The organism is Rhizobium sp. BK377, assembly GCF_014193935.1.
In the GTDB taxonomy this organism is placed as follows: Bacteria; Pseudomonadota; Alphaproteobacteria; order Rhizobiales; family Rhizobiaceae; genus Rhizobium.
This window is the reverse complement of sequence record NZ_JACIAC010000005.1, coordinates 303592-323382: the sequence shown is the minus strand read 5'-3', so window position 1 is coordinate 323382 and position 19791 is coordinate 303592. Positions and strand designations below refer to the sequence as shown.

Here is a 19791-nt window from a genome sequence, read left to right as displayed (position 1 = left end):
TTAGTAATCAATCAAAACAGGGGAACAAGCCATGATGATTACCAAACTCAACCGCAGCTTCCGCCTTCTTTCCGCAGGGGCTGCGCTTTCGCTCCTGATGGCAGCAGCGCCCGCTGCCTTCGCAGAGACGCCGAAGGACACGCTCGTCGAAGGTTTTGCCATCGACGACATCATCACGATGGATCCGGGCGAAGCTTTCGAGCTTTCGACGGCTGAGGTCACCAGCAATACCTACAGCCTGCTCGTTCGTCTCGACATGAACGACACTTCGAAGATCAAGGGTGACCTCGCCGACAGCTGGACGGTTTCCGATGACGGTCTGACCTACACCTTCAAACTGAAGCCGGATCTGAAGTTTGCGTCCGGCAATCCGATCACCGCCGAAGACGTTGCCTGGTCCTTCGAGCGCGCCGTGAAGCTCGACAAGAGCCCGGCCTTCATTCTCACCCAATTCGGCTTGACCGGCGACAACGTCACCGAGAAGGCCAAGGCTGTCGACCCGACCACCTTCACCTTCACTGTCGACAAGGCCTATGCGCCGAGCTTCGTGCTGAACTGCCTGACGGCAACGGTTGCTTCGGTCGTCGACAAGAAGCTGGTGGTGGACCATGTGAAACCGGTCACCGTCGATGCCGACCACAAGTACGACAACGATTTCGGCAATGACTGGCTGAAGACGAATTATGCCGGTTCCGGCGCTTACAAACTGCGTGAATGGCGCGCCAACGAAGTTGTCGTCATGGAGCGCAACGACAATTATTACGGCGAGAAGGCGAAGCTCAACCGCGTCATTTATCGCTACATGAAGGAAAGCTCGGCTCAGCGCCTGGCGCTCGAGGCTGGTGATATCGATATCGCCCGCAACCTCGAGCCCAATGATCTCGACGCCGTTTCCAAGAATGCGGATCTGGCGACCACCAACGCGCCGAAAAGCACCGTCTATTACGTCAGCCTCAACAGCAAGAACGAGAACCTGAAGAAGCCTGAGGTCCAGGAAGCCTTCAAGTATCTCGTCGACTATGACGCGATTGGCGCGACCCTCATCAAGGGCATCGGTGAGATCCACCAGACCTTCCTGCCGACTGGCCAGCTCGGAGCGCTGAACGAGAACCCCTACAAGCTCGACGTTGCCAAGGCGAAGGAACTGCTCGCCAAGGCAGGCGTGCCGGACGGTTTCTCGGTCACCATGGATGTTCGCAACACGCAGCCGGTCACCGGCATTGCCGAATCCATGCAGCAGACGCTTGCCCAGGCCGGGGTGAAGATGGAGATCATCCCCGGTGACGGTAAGCAGACGCTGACCAAGTACCGCGCCCGCACGCACGACATGTATATCGGCCAGTGGGGATCGGACTATTTCGATCCGAACTCCAATGCTGATACTTTCACCTCCAACCCCGACAATTCCGATGCGGGCACGGTGAAGACGCTTGCATGGCGCAATACGTGGGAAGCGCCCGAGCTTGACAAGGAGACGAAGGCTGCCCTGCTCGAGCGTGACGCCGCCAAGCGTGCGGCCATGTATGAGGACATTCAGAAGAAGTTCCTGGCCAACAGCCCCTTCGTCATCATCTTCCAGCAAATCGAAGTGGCTGGCTATCGCAAGAGCCTCAAAGACTTCAAGCTGGGTCCCAGCTTCGACACCAACTATGTAGGCCCGATCTCGAAGTGATGGGGCCGGCTAGGCTGATCCAGTGAGTATCGTCGAAACGAGACAGGAGGCGCGGCCCCGCAAGGGCCGTGCACTCTCCTTTGCGAAGGCGCTGGGGCGTTTCCTCTTCGCCGCCGTCACCACCTATCTCGGCCTTCTGGCTGTCACCTTCTTCATCGGCCGCGTCGTGCCGATCGATCCCGTGCTCGCCATTCTTGGCGACCGCGCGCCGACCCATGTCGTAGAGCGCGTGCGCCGCGAGATGGGCTTTGACCTGCCGCTCTACGAGCAGTTCTACATCTATCTCAAGGGCATACTTTCCGGTGATTTCGGCAATTCGGTGCTGACCACCAATCCTGTCATGGTCGATATTCGCCGCGTCTTCCCGGCCACACTGGAACTTGCGACCGTCGGCACGATCATCGGCTCTGTCATTGGCGTGCCGCTCGGTGTACTGGCTGCCGTGCGCCGCGGCAGCATTGCCGACCAGGTCGTGCGCGTCATCGGCCTTGTCGGCTATTCGGTGCCGATCTTCTGGCTGGCGTTGATCTCGCTCGTCATCTTCTATGCGCAGCTGCGTTGGGTGGCTTTCCCCGGCCGCATCGATATCGTCTACGAATACAGCTTCACACCGGTCACCGGCTTCTATCTCCTCGATAGTGCCTGGCAGGGGCAGTGGGATGTTTTTTATGACGTCTTCCGCCACATCATCCTGCCGGCCTCGCTGCTCGGTTATTTCTCGCTCGCCTATATCAGCCGCATGACCCGCAGCTTCATGCTGAACGAGCTGTCGCAGGAATATGTGGTGGCAGCCCGCGCCAAGGGCTTATCGGAAACGCGGGTGATCTGGGGTCATGCGCTGAGAAATGCTGCGGTGCCGCTCGTGACCGTCATAGCGCTTTCCTATGCAGGTCTGCTTGAAGGCTCGGTGCTGACGGAGACGGTCTTCTCCTGGCCCGGCATCGGCCTCTATATCACCAACTCGCTGCAAAACGCCGACATGAACGCCGTGCTTGGCGGCACGATCGTCATTGGCACGGTGTTCGTCGGCATCAACCTTATTTCCGATCTCCTCTATCGGATACTCGACCCGAGGACGCGCGACCGATGACGGTTCCGACCACGCCTTCCACGCCCGTGAGCCGCCGTGACTGGTTGCTGTCCGACCGGCCGCAGTCGCGCATGCAGGCTCGACTTGGCCGCGCCTACGTTACCTGGCGGCAGTTCACCGCCAACCGGCTCGCCGTCATCGGTCTGCTGATCATCGTGGCGCTGTTGCTGATTGCTGCCTTTGCCAATCTGATCGCCACCCACAATCCCGTTGTCGGCGATCTCAAGAATGCTCGCCTGCTGCCGCCCGGCAGCGCCGGCTATCTGCTTGGCACCGATGATCAGGGCCGCGATATCTTCTCGCGTCTCATCTACGGCTCGCGGCTGACGCTGCTCGTCGTGGTCCTTGTCGCCGTTATCTCCGCGCCTGTTGGACTCATCGTCGGCACGGTATCGGGTTATGCCGGCGGATGGGTGGATGCGACGCTGATGCGCATCACCGATATCTTCCTTGCCTTCCCGAAGCTCGTGCTGGCACTTGCCTTCGTCGCAGCCCTCGGGCCTGGCATCCAGAACGCCATCATCGCCATCGCCATCACCTCCTGGCCGCCTTATGCGCGCATTGCCCGCGCGGAGACACTGACGGTCCGGCGGTCCGATTATATCTCGGCGGTCAAGCTGATGGGCGCCTCGCCGCTGCGCATCATTATCAGGCATGTCATGCCGCTCTGTATTTCCTCGCTGATCGTGCGCGTGACGCTCGACATGGCGGGCATCATCCTGACGGCCGCCGGCCTCGGCTTCCTCGGTCTTGGCGCACAGCCGCCGCTGCCGGAATGGGGTGCGATGATCGCTTCCGGCCGCCGTTTCATCCTCGATCAGTGGTGGGTTGCAGCCATGCCCGGTATCGCCATCCTCGTCGTCAGCCTCGGCTTCAACCTTCTGGGGGATGGCTTGCGCGATGCGCTCGATCCGAAGGAGGCCGGTCAATGAGTTCGCTTCTGACCGTGAAAAACCTGCGTGTCAGCTATCCAACCCGCACGGGTGTCATTGAGGCCGTGCGTGGCGTGTCCTTCACGCTCGGCAAGGAGCGACTCGGCATCGTCGGCGAATCCGGCTCCGGCAAATCGCAGACCGGCCGTGCGATCATGGGGCTGACGCCGAAGCACGGCCTCGTCACCGCCGACACGCTGGATTTCAGCGGCCTCGATCTCCTCAAGGCTTCGGCCGCCGAGCGGCGCAAGCTGCGCGGCAAACGCATCGCCATGATCCTGCAGGATCCGAAATATTCGCTCGATCCGGTCATGACCATCGGCAAGCAGATCTGCGAAACATTGCGCACGCATGAGAAGGTCGGCAAAGGCGAGGCGCGAGACCGTGCGCTCGATATGCTGGAAGCGGTGCAGATCCGCGATCCCAACCGTGTCTTCGGTCTCTATCCTCACGAGGTTTCGGGTGGCATGGGCCAGCGCGCGATGATCGCCATGATGCTGATCGCCGGACCGGAACTCTTGATCGCCGACGAGCCTACCTCGGCCCTCGACGTAACGGTCCAGCTCGATGTTTTGAGGATCATGGACCGGCTGGTGTCCGAGCGTGGCATGGGGCTGATTTTCGTCTCCCACGATCTAAGGCTCGTTTCCTCTTTCTGCGACCGTGTCATCGTCATGTATGCCGGCCGTATCGTCGAAGAGGTTGCCGCATCCGAGCTTCGCAACGCGAAGCATCCCTATACGCAAGGCCTGCTGAACTGCATGCCGCAGATCGGTGAAGACAGGCATCCGCTGCCGGTTCTCGACCGCAAGCCGGAGTGGGCTTTATGAGTACGGCGCTGTCCGCGGACCATCTCGGTGTCGTCTATGATCATTTCCATGCGCTGAAAGACGTGAGCATTTCCATTGAAAGTGGCGAATCCTTCGGCCTCGTTGGTGAATCCGGCTCGGGCAAGTCCACGTTGCTACGCGCCGTTGCCGGGCTCGCTCCTGTCAGTGAGGGAGCGATCCACATTCACGGCGAGGAGCTTAAAGGCTGGAAGCGCAGCAGAAGCTTCTATCGAAGCGTCCAGATGGTCTTCCAGGATCCCTATGGCTCGCTGCACCCCCGCCAGACTGTCGACCGGTTGCTTCTGGAGCCGCTTGCCATCCACGGTATCGGCGATGGCGAAAAGCGTATTGCCCGGGCGCTCGACGAGGTTGGGCTCGGCAATGGTTTTCGGTTCCGCTACCCGCATCAGCTTTCCGGAGGTCAGCGGCAGCGTGTGGCAATCGCCCGCGCACTGATCGTCGAACCGTCCATCCTGCTGCTCGATGAGCCGACATCGGCGTTGGATGCCTCCGTACAGGCCGAGGTTCTCAATCTTCTGGAGCAGATCCGGCGTGATCGGAAATTGACCTTCGTCATGGTCAGTCACGATCTCGGTGTCGTCACCCATATGTGCGAGAGGCTTGCGGTGATGCGCGGCGGCGCCGTCGTTGAACGGCTGACATCGGCCGAACTCGCTGCCGGCAGCGTTCACGAGGAGTATACGCGAAATTTGATGATCGCGAGCAAGGGTTTCGTGAAGGCTTGAAAGCCAATGGTTTCAAGCCTTTGAAAAATCTGGCATGCCCGCGGGCGTTAAGGATAATGTTTCCCTAAAACACGACCATTCGACTAGACTATTGACAGCTGCCTTAGTTCTGTCATGATCTCGTTAACGACCGTTAGCTTTCGTGATCGATGGAGGTTGAGGCATGTTCTTTCTCGGTGGGATGACCATGGGTTACCTCGATCCGCCTGTTAAGGCCGAGCGGAGGGAAATCGCCTCCGCGACTATCCCGGCGGAAAAGGATCGCCGGTTGATCGAAACATCCCCGAACGCACCTCAGAGCGACAGCTCTGCCGAACGTTCCTGGCTCTGGGCATGGCGCGCGCTCTGCTGAAATCGGACCCGGGCGGATTTTCTCTTTCGTCCGCTCTGGACGGAAAATTATCTCTACCTACATTATAGAGTATAAGAATATAAACCGAGCCGGCAATTCGGCCGCAAAACAAACAGACGGAGGCGACACATGGCAAATCTGGGTATCTCGCATACTCATGTGAACCAGTACGGATCCGTACCGGCAAAGAAGCCGGTCACCACGCGGCATAGAATCCAGACCGCGATCCATGCAGCCCTTTTCACGGCGGCTTTCCTTTTTGTCGTCGCTATGGTTTGTGGCGTCGTCGGCTGACGCCGGCGCGTCCTTGAGCGCCCATTTGATGGCGCTCATTTGATCGAGTAATTTTCCATCTGGAACAATTGGGGTGCGTCAGCATTCTCCTGACACTTTGGTGCTCACAGGAGAGTGGTCATGAAGGGCATTCCACGATGGTTGCTCGATAGTCCGATGCCCATCACCCTTTTTCTTTCCTGTTCTATGCGGTTTAGTCCATATCCGAAAGTAGGCGTAAGGCGCTGATCGCGTCAGGACGCCGTAAGGCGCATGGACGTTGCCATGCGCCTTTTTTCATGCCGGCGGCTGGAATTGCAGGATCGTCCTTTGCCTTGAATTATTTCGATTGCGTCCAAGTTTCTCCAGTGGCTTCGCAGGGGCGCTGGAAAGCCACGGCCATCCGTAAAGTCATGCCATCATCCGGATGGCCTGTCGCCGAAAGGGAGCAAGCCTCCTGTCGATCCTGGTTTTGCTGATCTCGAAGATGACCAGCCCGTTCATGCGACAGTCATCGCAAGCAGTGCAGACCTAGCCGGAATAAGAGAGCTGTTTGGATCCAGAACCGAAAGCCATGAACATTTCCAATCCATCTCCGAGCCTGTCGCGCGCGTCCGAGAAGCAGATCGACCACAACGACTCGATCCGCTCGACCTATTTATCCAACGAAGACATCAGGGCGATGGGCGAAGGTGTAGCCAGCGGTGCAGTCAGCGCGTTGCCTGCCTTCACGCCTTTCGACTTCTTCTCGCGCACCAGGGAAAACGAGAAGGAGATCCTGCGAGTCTACCGCACGACCGCAGCCGATGTCGAAGCCGGAGAGACGATCACGCCGGCGGCCGAATGGCTGCTCGACAATCATTACATCGTCGAAGAGGCCATTCAGGAAATCCGCCGCGATTTCCCGCGCCGTTTCTATCGCGAACTGCCGCTTATGAACGTCGGGGGAGTCGGTATCCCGCGCACGCTCGTTCTCGCCTGGCTCTATGTCGCCCATACCCACAGCACCGTCTCGCAGGAAAGCCTGACGGCGCTGGTCGACGGCTTCCAGCAGCACGAGACGCTGAAGATCGGCGAGCTCTGGGCGTTGCCGACGCTGGTGCGCTACGTGCTCGTCGAAAATCTCCGCCGTATTTCGAGCCGCGTCGAACGGAGCCGCCGCCTGCGTCGCCGTGCCAACGAGGCTGCCGACGAATTGGTCCGCCTTGCCGACACGGCAAAGGCCGCTGCCTATCTGAAGACGCTCGAAGAGTTTGCCGAGGACAATACGTTTTCGACGCAATTTCTTTACCGCATGCGTGATGGCTCACGGAGTTCGAGCCTCGCCATTTCCTGGCTCGACGAGCGGCTTGAGAAGCTCGGTCGTGACAGCGAAGAAGCGCTGATGGCGGAACACGGCCGGCTCTCCTCCGGCAACGTGATGATGGGTAATATCATCCGCAGCCTGCGTGAAATAAACGATGCGGACTGGTCCGTCTGGGTCGAGCAGGTCAGCCGTGTCGACAGACTGCTCTGGGATCATTCTGATTATGGCAATCTCGATTCCGGCTCGCGCAATACCTATCGCAGACAGATCGAAAAGCTTGCCATGCACTCGCCGCTGAGCGAGGTGGAAATCGCCAAGCTTGCCATAGACATGGTGGTAGAGGCCGGGCTTTCCGATGAGCCGCTGGGGCACGAGCCCAACATCGGCGATTTCATTACGGGGACTCAACGCCCGAAACTCGAAGCGCGGGCAAACTATCGTCCAACACTGGCGCAGCATTTCGTTCGCTCGGTGCGGAAGTTCAACTGGATGGCGATCGCCGTTCCCGTCGTGATGATCACCATCATCGCCATGGCTGTAGTTGGAAGCTTCATGGTCGAGGCCGGCATGGGGCCAATTGAAATCGCCTTACTGCTGATCCTCTTCTCGCTGCCCGCGTCGGAAGGCGCAACCGGCTTTTTCAACACAGCGCTTTCCTTCCTCGTCACGCCGGCGCGGCTCGTCGGTTATGAATTCAAGCAGGGCATTCCTGCGGATGCGCGCACTCTGCTCGTCGTACCATGCCTGATCTCCAATCGTGACAGCGTCGACGAGATGGTGCGCAACCTCGAGGTTCACTATCTCGCCAATCCGCGCGGCGAGATCTATTTCGCGTTGCTCAGCGACTGGCCGGACAGCGATGTGGAGGAAACCTCCGCCGATCTGGAAGTCCTGGAATATGCGCGCCGGGAGATCGCCAATCTTTCGGCTCGCTACGCCCATGACGGCAAGACGCGTTTCTATTTACTGCACCGCCGCCGGCTCCATAATCCATCTGAAGGCGTCTGGATGGGCTGGGAGCGCAAACGTGGCAAGCTGCACGAGCTGAACCTGCTGCTGCGCGGCGATCGAGACACCACCTTTCTGCCGGGCGCCAATACCCTACCGGCCGACGTTCAATATGTCATGACGCTCGATGCCGACACGCGGCTGATGCGCGATATCGTCACCAAACTCGTTGGCAAGCTCCACCATCCGATCAACCGTCCGACCATCAACCTGAAAAGCGGGCGTGTCGAAAGCGGCTACGGCATTTTGCAGCCGCGCGTCACACCGTCACTGACGACCGGCAAGGATGCCTCGGTCTTCCAGCGTGTCTTTTCGATCAATCGCGGCCTCGATCCCTACGTCTTCACGGTTTCGGATGTTTATCAGGACCTTGCCGGCGAAGGCACGTTTACCGGCAAGGGTCTTTATCATGTCGATGCTTTCGAGGCTTCGCTCAAAGGTCGTATCGAAGAGAATTCGGTGCTCAGCCATGACCTTCTCGAGGGGTCGATGGCGCGCTGCGCACTCGTTACCGATCTCGAACTCGTCGAAGACTTCCCGGTTCGCTATGAGGTCGAGAGCTCACGCCAGCATCGCTGGGCGCGGGGCGATTGGCAGCTTTTGCCCTATATGTTCAGCCCGAAACGCGGTGTTACGGCGCTCGGGCGTTGGAAGATGTTCGACAATCTGCGCCGGTCGGCGACACCGATCGCCTGGTTCCTCGCTTCCGTGCTCGGCTGGTATCTGATGGAGCCATTTGGGGCGCTGATCTGGCAGATCCTGTTGATCTTCTGCCTGTTCGTGGCGCCAACCCTTTCGCTCATCAATGGTATCATTCCGCGGACCAGCGATGTCGTCGCCCGCGCCCATCTTTATACTGTCTGGTCGGATGTCGCGGCTGCCAATGCTCAGGTGGCACTGCGCATTATCTTTATCGCCGACACTGTCTGCATGATGGCGGACGCGATCGGACGATCGCTCTACCGTCTCTTCGTCAGCCGCAAGCTGCTCTTGCAATGGCGCACCGCGGCCAGTGTCGGGGCCGGGAAGCAGGGCACCATCCTCTCCTACTATGGAGCGATGTGGCATGCTCCGGTTCTGGCGATTTTGTCGGTTGTTTTCGCCGCATTGTCGAGCAACGACTCTTTCTTGGTCGGCATTCCCTTCGCGCTGCTCTGGATCTGTTCGCCCGCCGTCGCCTGGTATGTGAGCCAGTCGGCCGAGACGGAAGACCGGCTCAACATATCGGACGCGGTCTCCGGCGAACTGCGCAAGATCGCGCGCCGCACCTGGCGTTACTTCGAAACCTTCACGACCGCAGAGCAGAACCATCTGCCGCCCGACAACGTACAGGAAACGCCCCACGTCATCGTCGCGACGCGCACTTCGCCCACAAATATCGGCGTCTATCTCCTATCCGTCATTTCCGGCCGCCAGTTCGGCTGGTTCTCCTTCGAGGAGACGATCGAGCGCCTGGAGCATACGATCGCCACGATCGACCGCATGGAAAAGTTCCGCGGCCATCTCTTCAATTGGTATCACACCGATACGCTGCAGACGCTTGGACCTCGCTATGTTTCGGCAGTCGACAGCGGTAATCTGGCCGGTCACCTGATTGCCGTTTCAGCGGCTTGCCGCGACTGGGCGGAAGCACCTTCGGCACATGTCCAGGGGAATCTCGACGGTGTGGGTGATACGGCGGGCATCCTCGGTGAAGTGCTGGCCGATCTTCCCGATGACCGCAAGACCGTGCGGCCACTGCGCCGCCGTCTGGAAGAACGCATTTCCGGCTTTCAGAATGCACTTGCCGCTGTCAAGCGCGAGCACGAGTTTGCCTCGATCCGTGTCATCAACCTTGCGGTCCTGGCGCGCGACATCCAGAACCTTGCCGGCAACCTGCATCACGAGGTGAAGTCGAAGCAGACGGAAGAGGTCACGTTGTGGGCGGCCTCGCTGGTCGAGGTCTGCGAGGCTCACATCTCCGATAGTACCTTCGACCTTTCCAATATCGATGCATTGCGCCCCCGCCTGGTCGCGCTCCGCGACAAGACCCGCGATCTCGCCTTTTCGATGGATTTCGGCTTTCTATACCGTCCGGAGCGTCGCCTGCTGTCGATTGGTTATCGCGTGGAAAGCGGCGAGCTCGATGCGGCCTGTTATGACCTTCTGGCTTCGGAATGCCGTCTCACCTCGCTCTTCGGCATCGCCAAGGGCGACCTGCCGACGGAGCATTGGTATAAGCTCGGCCGGCAGGTCGTTCCGGTCGGCTCGCGCGGAGCGCTGGTCTCCTGGTCCGGCTCGATGTTCGAATATCTAATGCCGCCGCTCGTCATGCAGGAGCGCGGCGGAGGCATCCTCAACCAGACCAACAATCTCGTCATCGTCGAACAGATGAACCATGCCCGTAAGCTCGGCACGCCCTGGGGCATCTCGGAAGCAGCCTTCAATGCTCGCGACCACAACCTCAACTATCAGTACACGAACTTCGGCGTGCCGACGCTCGGCCTGAAGCGCGGTCTCGGCCACAATGCCGTCATCGCACCCTATGCCTCGCTGCTCGCCAGCCAATATTATCCGGGGACATCACTTGAAAACCTGCAGAGGCTTCGCAAGCTCGGCGCTCTCGGCAAGTTCGGCTTTCACGACGCCGTCGACTTCACGCCAACACGCGTGCCTGAAGGCAGGCAATGCGCTGTCGTCTACAACTACTATGCGCACCATCACGGCATGTCGATCGCAGCCGTGGCCAACGTCGCTTTCGACGGCATGCTGCGTGAGCTCTTCCACTCCGATCCTGTCATCGAGGCGGCTGAACTGCTGCTGCAGGAAAAAGCCCCGCGCGACATCTCCGTCATGAGCGGCAAGGATGAATCCAGTACGCCCGCCAGCATCCAGGACGATTTGATGCGGCCCGTTATCCGCAAGATCGACGATCCGGCTTCGTGCGAACGCGAGCTCGTCTTCCTGTCGAACGGCCACTATTCCCTGATGCTGACGGCAACGGGTGCGGGTTATGCCCGCTGGAACGGTCTATCCGTCTCCCGCTGGAAAGCAGATCCGACCGAAGACCGCTGGGGCAATTTCATCTTCCTGCGCGACACGGAGACCCATGAATGGTGGTCAGCCACATCGGAGCCAAAGAGCGTGGAGGGCGAAACGGTCCGAGTGGAATTTGCTGACGAGAAGGCCGTGTTCAGCAAAGTTCTTGGCGAACTTTCGAGCGAGATCGAATGCATCGTTGCCACCGAACATGATGCGGAAGCCCGCCGCCTGACGCTATTCAACATGGGCACGGAAGATCGCTTCATCGAAGTGACGTCCTATCTCGAGCCGGTCATTACATCCGACGACACGGACAGCGCGCATCCGGCTTTCGCCCGCATGTTCGTGAAAACAGAGATCGACAATCGCGGCGATGTCATCCGTGCCGAGCGTAACAAGCGCGATCCGAACGAACCGGATATGAGTCTCGCGCATCTGATAGTCGACAATGGCGGGGATACGCGGCACACGGAATTCGAAACCGACCGGCGGACGTTTATCGGCCGTGGCCGCACTCTTTCGAGTGCCGCTGCCTTCGATCCGGGTGCTACCCTTTCCGGCACCGATGGTTTCACTTTGGATCCCATCCTGTCGTTGCGCCGGATGGTGCGCGTGCCAGCCGGCAAGAAGGTGAGCGTGATCTTCTGGACGATTGCAGCACCAAGCCGTGCCGAGGTGGACAAGGCCATCGATCGCTATCGCCATCCGGATGCCTTCAACCACGAACTCATCCAGGCCTGGACGCGCACACAGGTGCAGATGCGCCATGTCGGTGTCAGCTCGCAGCAGGCGGCAGCGTTCCAGCATCTTGGCCGCTACCTTGTCTATCCCGATATGCAACTTCGCGGCGACCACGGCGCCGTCCGAGCCGGCATGCAGTCGCAGTCGGCGCTCTGGCCGCTGGCGATTTCGGGGGATTTCCCAATCTTCACACTGCGCATCGACGACGACATGGACCTCGAAATCGCCCGCGAAGCGCTCCTGGCGCAGGAATATCTGCGCTCGCGTGGGGTGGCTGCCGATCTCGTCATCATGAACGAGCGCGCCTCGTCCTATGCACAGGATATGCAGCACGCACTCGACGCCATGTGCGAAAACGTGCGCCGCCTCGGTCATGCCGACGGCTTGCGACAGCATATTTTCGCGGTCCGCAAGGATTTGATGGAGGAGAGCACCTATCAGGCGCTGATCGCCGCCTCGCGGGTGACACTGCATGCCAAGAACGGCAAGGTTGTCGACCAGATGAATCGCGCCCGCATACTGTTTACGCCCGATAAGGAAGAGCCTGAGAACACGGAACAAACCGAGCGCGCCAGGATGGCGATCAAGCGTGTAACGCCTCTGCCGGCCCCGGCTATCAAGACCGTTGTCATTGATGAAGAAGGCGATCTCGACTTCTGGAATGGCATCGGCGGCTTTGTCCGCGGCGGCAGCGAATATGTCGTGCGTCTCCCGGGCGGGCAGGCGACGCCGCAGCCTTGGATCAATGTCATCTCGAACGACCGCTTCGGTTTCCATGTATCGGCGGAAGGTGCCGGTTTCACCTGGAGCGTCAATTCGCGTGACTACCAGCTCACCCCCTGGTCGAACGACGCAGTCATCAACCGTTCCGGCGAAGCCCTCTACATAGCGGATCTCGAAAGCGGTGCGGTCATGACGCCGTTTGCAGGACTTTCCCGGCGCAATGACATTCGATTCGAAGCGCGCCACGGCCTCGGCTATTCCAGCTTCTCCAGCACGCAGCACGAGATCGCGCTCGAAGTGACGCAGACCGTGCATCGCGAGAAGCCGGTGAAGCTGCAGCGCCTGCGCCTGCGCAACGCCGGCTCGGCAAGCCGTAAGCTCAGGCTCTACGCCTATGTCGAATGGGTCCTTGGGAATAATCCGCAGAAGACCGCCTCTTTCGTCCTGTCGAAACATGACGAGGAGACAGGGGCGCTGTTTGCGGCGAACCCCTACAGCATCGACTATTCGGGTCGCACCGCCTTCTTCGCCGCGAGCGAGACGGTTTCGAGTTTCTCGGCAAGTCGTCGCGAGTTCATCGGCAAGAGCGGGACGATTGTGGCGCCTGTCGCCGTCACTTCAGCCGCTGCTCTCTCCGGTTCCACGGAGCTCGACGGCGATCCGGCAGCGATCTTTGCGATCGATATCGAGCTGGGCGCCGGCGAAGAGCGTGACGTCACTCTCTTTCTGGGTGATGCGTCGACCGAAGAGGAGGCGCGCGTCCTGCTTGCCGATATCAGAAAGGCCTCGTTCGATGAAGCGGTGCAGGCAAACCGGGGCTTCTGGCAGGAATTCACCGGCAGGCTGCAGATCTCGACGCCGGATCAGGGCATGAACAACCTTGTCAATACTTGGCTGCCCTATCAGAGCCTCGGCTGCCGCATCATGGCGCGGACGGCCTTCTACCAGGCGAGCGGTGCCTTCGGCTTCCGCGACCAATTGCAGGATACACTAGCCTTCGTGCCGCAGGAGCCTGGGCTTGCGCGAGGGCAGATCATCAACGCGGCCTCGCGCCAGTTTCGCGAGGGGGACGTACAGCACTGGTGGCTGCCGGAGACGGGGGCGGGCGTACGCACCATGATTTCCGACGATGTCGTGTGGCTCGCCTATGCGATCGATCATTACTGTACCGTCAGCGGCGACAAAAGCGTGCTCGACGAGCAGGTTGCCTTCCTCGATGGGCCTGCGCTGCTGGAAGGCCAGCATGACTCTTTCTTCAAGCCGGAAATATCCGAGGATACGGCAACCATTTATGAACATGCAGCTCTGGCGCTCGACCTCGCCATTGCTCGCAAGGGAACGAACGGCCTGCCGCTCTTCCTTGGCGGCGACTGGAATGACGGGATGAATCGCGTCGGCATCGACGGCAGCGGCACGAGTGTCTGGCTCGGCTGGTTCCTTGCCGGAACACTGCGCTCTTTCATACCGTATGCCGAAGACCGCGGCGACAAAGTCCGTACGCAGCATTGGAAGGCGCATCTCATCGAACTCAAGACGGCGCTCGAAAACGTTGCCTGGGACGGCGGCTATTACCGCCGCGGCACTTTCGACGACGGCACGCCACTCGGCTCGAAGGAGAGCCTCGAATGCCAGATCGATTCGATTGCACAGTCCTGGAGTGTGCTCTCGGGCGAAGGTGATCCGAAGCGGGCCGTCAAGGCGATGGATGCGGTGCTCGACCGGCTGGTTGACGAGGATGCACGGATCATCCGCCTTTTCACCCCGCCTTTTGAAAGGTCGCCGAAGGATCCAGGCTATATCGGGGCCTATCCGCCCGGCGTTCGCGAGAATGGCGGCCAGTATACGCATGCCGCCACCTGGGTGGTCATGGCGCTGGCGGAATTGAAGCGGGGTGACGATGCCCTGCGCTGCTTTCAGATCCTCAACCCGATCACCCATTCGCTGGACAAGGCGGCGGCCGAACGGTATCGCGTCGAGCCCTACGTCGTGGCAGCCGATGTCTATGGGCATGAACCCTATGTCGGGCGTGGTGGCTGGACCTGGTACACCGGCTCGGCCGGCTGGCTCTATCGGGCGGTGGTGGAGGGTATACTTGGTATCCGGCTAAAGGGTGGACAACTTTTTGTGAACCCGTCGCTTCCTTCCAATTGGGACGGGTTTGCGGCAGAGATCGAATGCGGCGGAAGCAAATACCGCATTTCGGTCTCAAAAGCGTCCAATGCTGACGGCTACAATCTATCGATAGACGGCAGCGAAGTCGCCAATCCCCACGAGGGATATCCGGTCGGATTGCAGCAATCTCCAAGCTGATTTTCCGGCGATTCGTGTGGCCACAGGGGGAACCCTTTTGGCCAGCGTAGCGTTTGCAAAACGGATGACAGGAGAGACACCATGGCAGGTATGCCGACCAAAGCCATTGGCGCCCAACGAACTTCCACATCGGTAGCGGCGTCCAAGCGCGATACGAGGCTTGATGTGATTCGCGGTCTTGCGCTCATCACGATCTTCATCAATCACGTTCCGGGGCAAATCTTCGAATATATTACGACCAAAAATTTCGGCTTTTCCGATGCCGCCGAAGCCTTCGTACTGATCTCGGGCATCGCAGTCGGCCTTGCCTACGGTGCCCGCTTCAAGCCGGGCGCGCGCCTGGAAATGGCGATCAAGGCGGCAAGGCGCGCCTTCACGCTTTACCTCGCCCATATGATCACCACCTTCGTCACGCTCGCGCTCTTCATCTGCGGCGCCTGGCTGTTTCACCGGCCGGGACTATTGGTCGAGATCAATATCCTGGCAGTGCTGATGAACCTGAAGGAAGGCATTCCGGCTCTGCTCTTGCTCGGCCACCAGATCGGCTACAACAACATCCTGCCGATGTATGGCGCGCTGATGCTGATGGTGCCGCTGATCCTGCTTCTGAACGAGAAAAGCACGCTGCTGGCATTAGCGGTTTCCGGTGCGGTCTGGCTGCTTGCGGGCATCTACCATCTTGCCCCGCAAAACATGTTGTTCGAGGGAGACTGGTTCCTCAATCCCTTCTCCTGGCAGTTCTTGTTTACGATCGGCGTCGTCTCGATGATGCATGTCAAGCGCGGCGGTACGCTTCCTCGTCATCCGTTGCTTTTCGCGCTGGCACTCAGCTATGTCGTGCTCTCCTTCATCTGGGTGACGGCGCGTCTCTGGGATCTCGGGAACTATCTTGCAGCCCTCGGCCTGCCGGCGGTGCTGACCGATTTCGACAAGACATTTCTGTCGCTGCCGCGCCTTCTGCACGTGTTGGCTCTCGCCTATCTGGTGATCAATATTCCCGTTGTGTCGAAGGCCTTCCGCCGCCCGGCCGATCATCCGCTGACCGTCCTCGGCCGGCATTCGCTGAACATCTTCGTCGCCGGCACCATCCTTGCGATGGTTGGACAGGTGCTGCTCTACATTACCAACCGCGACCAGATCATCGGCCCGATCTTCGTGCTTGCCGGCATCGCCGTCCAGTTCGCCTATGCCTATCATCTCGAATACAAGCGCGAACAGGAAAAGGGCCGGCCTCTCGCCGGTGTCGTCCCGGTGCCGGTCCGTATCAACCGGCCGGCGGAGTCTTACGGCCACGGCAAACTGAAATAGGCAGAGGCTTTATTGGAGAGCCGGCCGCCAGCTCTTTCTTCTATCCCGACATGGGGAGATCGATCTCGTTCCCTTAAAGCCAGCCCGATTTCCGAAAACGCCAAAATAGAATGCCACAGAGGCTCAGAATGACGGCGATGACGACGTAATAGCCGTATTCCGTTTTCAATTCCGGCATACTCTCGAAGTTCATGCCGTAGATGCCGGCGATCGCTGTCGGCACCGCCGCGATCGCAGCCCAGGCTGCCAGCTGGCGGGTGATCATGCCCTGGCGCTGCTGCTCCAGAAGGTTGCTGGCTTCGAAGACCGACGTGATGACGTCCTTAAGCCCGCCAGTCGTGGTTTCGACGCGCCTGATATGGTCGTTGACATCCCTGAAGTATTTGCGTGCCTCGCTGTCGATGCAGGGCAGATCGAGGTGAACCAGCTTTCCGCACACTTCCGACATCGGGCCGAGGACGCGCTGGAAGCGAATGATCTGGCGCCTCAAGCGGAAGAGCCGCTTGATCTGCTCTCGACTCAGGAAGGCATCGAGCATTCGCTGCTCCATTTCCAGCACGCGATCCTCTATGGCCTGCACGACGGGGAGGTATCCATCGACGATGAAATCCAGCACGCCGTGCAGGACGTAATCTGGTCCGTTCTTCAGGGTCTCGGGCGCGGCTTCAAGTTGTTTGCGCAGTGCGCCATGGCCGCGATCGGAACCATGTCTGACAGTGACGACGTGATAGTCGCCGACGAAGATTGCCGTCTCGCCGTACTCGATGACGTCACCGTCCAGATGGGCGGTCTTGGTAATGAGGAAGAGTTGTCCATCGTAGATATCGAGTTTGGGAACCTGGATCGGGCTCAGAGCATCTTCCACCGCAAGATGATGGAGGCGGAAGGTTTTTTGCAGGGCAAAAAGTTCTCGCTCGTCCGGATCGTGCAGGCCGATCCAGACGAACTCGTTCTTCACCGTCGGCACGGTGCCGGTGTCAATGTCGAAGGACCCTGCTCGCTGACCATCGCGGTACAGGTAGGAGGCAACAATGCTCATCGACGCTCCACTCAATTATGCGTCCGCCATCCCCGGCATCTCGCGGCCCTCCGGAAGAAGGTGCAGCCCAAAGCCGGAAGGACAAGACCTCGCGAATAACCATGAGATCTTGATTTTCTAGCCGTTCATCACGAATGGAACGGCTACGCTCCTCGATCCATTTTGTTCCCTAAGGCAATGCCATTCATAAGGAGCACGAAGATGTGCTTCGAGTCGTCCGAAGCGAGGCCGCACCTGATGGTCAGTCGTAACGTGCCGCCGAATATTTCCTGCTTGATGCCAATCAGGACTGAACGCTCTGTGGTCGGCCGTCTTCGCGGCAAGCCGATTCCGCTCTGGTTATTGACCGGAGCGGCAGCCGCTACCGTTTCGTAGGTGTCGCTGCCAGAGATGGCCGCGGCAGACTGGATGCCTTTCGCTTAAGCAGGGTAAGTGGATCGTCGCGCCCGATCTCGTCTATGAGGAAGCTGCCTGGATCAGTTCGGCGTTGCGATCGATGCTGCAAACGCCAAGTGCCTGCTGCCAGTGCTTCACCTGGAATTTCATCCAACAAAAAAGCCGGAAGGGGAGTGCCCTTCCGGCTTTTGATTGTTTTCGTTCGAAGCCGATCAGGCGGCTTCGGTCGCGTGGGCCTTGCGGACCTCGTCGTCCGTCAGGATACCGCTGGCGCGCAGCAGGGCGGCGAAGCGGCCGTTCGAGTGGCTGAGCTCATCGAAGCTACCGTTCTCGACGATGCGACCGTTGTCCAGGAACAGCACCATATCGGCCTCACGGACCGTCGAAAGACGGTGGGCGATGATGAAAGTGGTACGGTTCTGGCGCAGGTTGTCGATTGCAGCCTTGACGCGGGCTTCCGTTTCGACGTCGAGCGCCGACGTTGCCTCGTCCAGCACCAGGATCGGCGCGTCCTTGAGGATGGCGCGGGCGATCGCGATACGCTGGCGCTCACCGCCGGACAGCTTGTTGCCGCGTTCACCGACATGGGTATCGTACTGCTCGTCGCGGTTCTCGATGAAGTCGGCAGCGGCAGCGGCTTCGGCGGCGCGGCGCATATCCTCTTCCGAAGCATTCTCGCGGCCAAGACGGATGTTGTCGCTGATCGAGCGGTTCAACAGGCCTGCATCCTGGAAGACGGTGGCGATATAGCGGCGCAGCGACTTGCGCGTGACCTTGCTGATATCATGACCGTCGACGAGGATCCGGCCGCCCTGCGGGTCGTAGACGCGCTGGAGCAGGTTGACGAGCGTCGTCTTGCCGGCGCCGGTCGGGCCGACGATCGCAACAGTCTGGCCGGCCTTCACCTTGAAGGACACGTTGTGCAGGCCCTGGGAGCTGTTGGCGAAGCCGAAGGAGACGTCGTCGAACTCGATATCGCCCTTGACGTCCTTGATTTCGCCGTTGCCGGCCGGCTCTTCACGCTCGCGAACGGAATCTTCCAGATTGTAGAAGTCTTCCAGCTTCGAACGTGCTTCGAAGATCTGCGTCGCGAACTGGCGCATCAGGTCCAGGCGAGCGATCAGCAGGTTGGCAAAGCCGATGAAGGCGATGACGTCACCAACGCGCAATTCGCCGTTCTGAACGAGCACGGTGCCGATGACAAGCACGATCATCATGGCGATCGTCGAGGCCATACGGTTCAGCGCACTGGCAAGCGCCCACCAGTCGAGCACCGGATACTGCGCCTGCAGCAGACGGTCGGCAAAAGACTTCAGCGCATGGGTTTCAGCCTCGATACGGTTATAGCTATGCAGCACTGAGACATTGCTGATGGAATCGCTGACATGGCCGAAGACGGTGTGGTAGTGGTTTTCGACCGAAGCCTGGCCATCCTTCGTGCGGCTCATGACCACGCGGCCGATGAGCCAGTATGCGATGCCGAGCACGATCAGGACGGCGGAGAGACGATAATCCATCGAGATCGCGGTCGGGATAAGCAAACCGAGCGCAATTGCCGTCGAAAGATGGTTGCGCATGAATTCGAGCCATAGCCCAAACAGAGTTTCGCAAGCACGCAGCAGCGTATGCAGCGCGTTGGACGTGCCCCGCTGGTGATGCCAGGAAAGCGGCATTGAGATAATGCGCCCGAAGGCCTCCGTCAGAAGCGTCGCGCGGCGGCCGTGGGCCAGCCTGTCCGCTTCGCGCGCCACGAGAACGAAGGCGATGGTATTGAAGACGGCAAATGCCGCCCACATCATAAGAATCGGCTTGACTTCGCCCTTGCCGGAAATCGCATCGATAATACGGCCGAACAGGATCGGCTCGGCGATGGTGATGGCCGCCAATACGATATTCGCGATAACGACGAGGGATACGCGGAGCTTGTAGGCGCCGAGATAGCGCAGAGCTCTTGCATAGACCTTGAATAACGACACGTCGGGACCTCTTTTGCATCTGCGAAGAACAGGAGGGTTGGATGCTACAGAAATCTACCTGAACCGAC

The 19791-nt window shown here is 59.6% G+C and carries 11 protein-coding genes; 9 read left to right on the top strand and 2 right to left on the bottom strand.

The window, feature by feature from the left end; translation table 11 throughout:
- Positions 1-31: 31 nt before the first annotated feature.
- The 9 genes from FHT92_RS21145 (at position 32) to FHT92_RS21105 (ending at position 16312) form a co-directional block, all read left to right on the top strand.
- A complete protein-coding gene (locus tag FHT92_RS21145; RefSeq protein WP_183828987.1) occupies positions 32-1672 on the top strand; it encodes an ABC transporter substrate-binding protein in 1641 nt (546 codons plus the stop codon).
- A gap of 22 nt (positions 1673-1694) precedes the next feature.
- Positions 1695-2762 carry an ABC transporter permease gene (locus FHT92_RS21140; protein ID WP_183749786.1) on the top strand — a complete coding sequence of 356 codons (1068 nt, stop codon included), beginning with the start codon at positions 1695-1697 and terminating at the stop codon, positions 2760-2762.
- A complete protein-coding gene (locus tag FHT92_RS21135) occupies positions 2759-3694 on the top strand; it encodes an ABC transporter permease (RefSeq protein ID WP_183749787.1) in 936 nt (311 codons plus the stop codon). The genes FHT92_RS21140 and FHT92_RS21135 overlap by 4 nt, the downstream gene beginning before the upstream one ends.
- The gene (locus tag FHT92_RS21130) at positions 3691-4524 is read left to right on the top strand and encodes an ABC transporter ATP-binding protein (RefSeq protein WP_183828983.1); all 834 of its coding nucleotides are present in this window, start codon (positions 3691-3693) and stop codon (positions 4522-4524) included. Before FHT92_RS21135 ends, FHT92_RS21130 begins: the two co-directional genes overlap by 4 nt.
- Positions 4521-5270 carry an ABC transporter ATP-binding protein gene (locus FHT92_RS21125; protein ID WP_183749789.1) on the top strand — a complete coding sequence of 250 codons (750 nt, stop codon included), beginning with the start codon at positions 4521-4523 and terminating at the stop codon, positions 5268-5270. Before FHT92_RS21130 ends, FHT92_RS21125 begins: the two co-directional genes overlap by 4 nt.
- A 163-nt stretch (positions 5271-5433) precedes the next feature.
- Complete coding sequence (locus tag FHT92_RS21120) at positions 5434-5622, top strand: hypothetical protein (RefSeq protein WP_183828980.1); 189 nt, start codon at positions 5434-5436, stop codon at positions 5620-5622.
- A 129-nt stretch (positions 5623-5751) separates the two neighbouring features.
- Positions 5752-5916 (top strand): hypothetical protein, encoded by a 165-nt coding sequence (locus tag FHT92_RS21115; RefSeq protein WP_183749791.1) that lies wholly within the window; start codon positions 5752-5754, stop codon positions 5914-5916.
- A gap of 553 nt (positions 5917-6469) precedes the next feature.
- On the top strand, positions 6470-15004 hold the full coding sequence (locus tag FHT92_RS21110; protein WP_183828978.1) for a GH36-type glycosyl hydrolase domain-containing protein: 8535 nt from the start codon (positions 6470-6472) through the stop codon (positions 15002-15004).
- 81 nt (positions 15005-15085) lie between these two features.
- A complete protein-coding gene (locus FHT92_RS21105) occupies positions 15086-16312 on the top strand; it encodes an OpgC family protein (protein ID WP_183828975.1) in 1227 nt (408 codons plus the stop codon).
- A gap of 73 nt (positions 16313-16385) precedes the next feature.
- On the opposite strand, the gene FHT92_RS21100 is transcribed toward FHT92_RS21105, so the two are convergent.
- Both FHT92_RS21100 and FHT92_RS21095 read right to left on the bottom strand, forming a co-directional pair.
- Positions 16386-17351, bottom strand: a complete 966-nt coding sequence (locus tag FHT92_RS21100; protein ID WP_183828972.1) for a magnesium and cobalt transport protein CorA — start codon at positions 17349-17351, stop codon at positions 16386-16388.
- Between the two features lie 608 nt (positions 17352-17959).
- Positions 17960-19723, bottom strand: a complete 1764-nt coding sequence (locus FHT92_RS21095; protein ID WP_183749795.1) for a glucan ABC transporter ATP-binding protein/ permease — start codon at positions 19721-19723, stop codon at positions 17960-17962.
- Between the last annotated feature and the right edge of the window lie 68 nt (positions 19724-19791).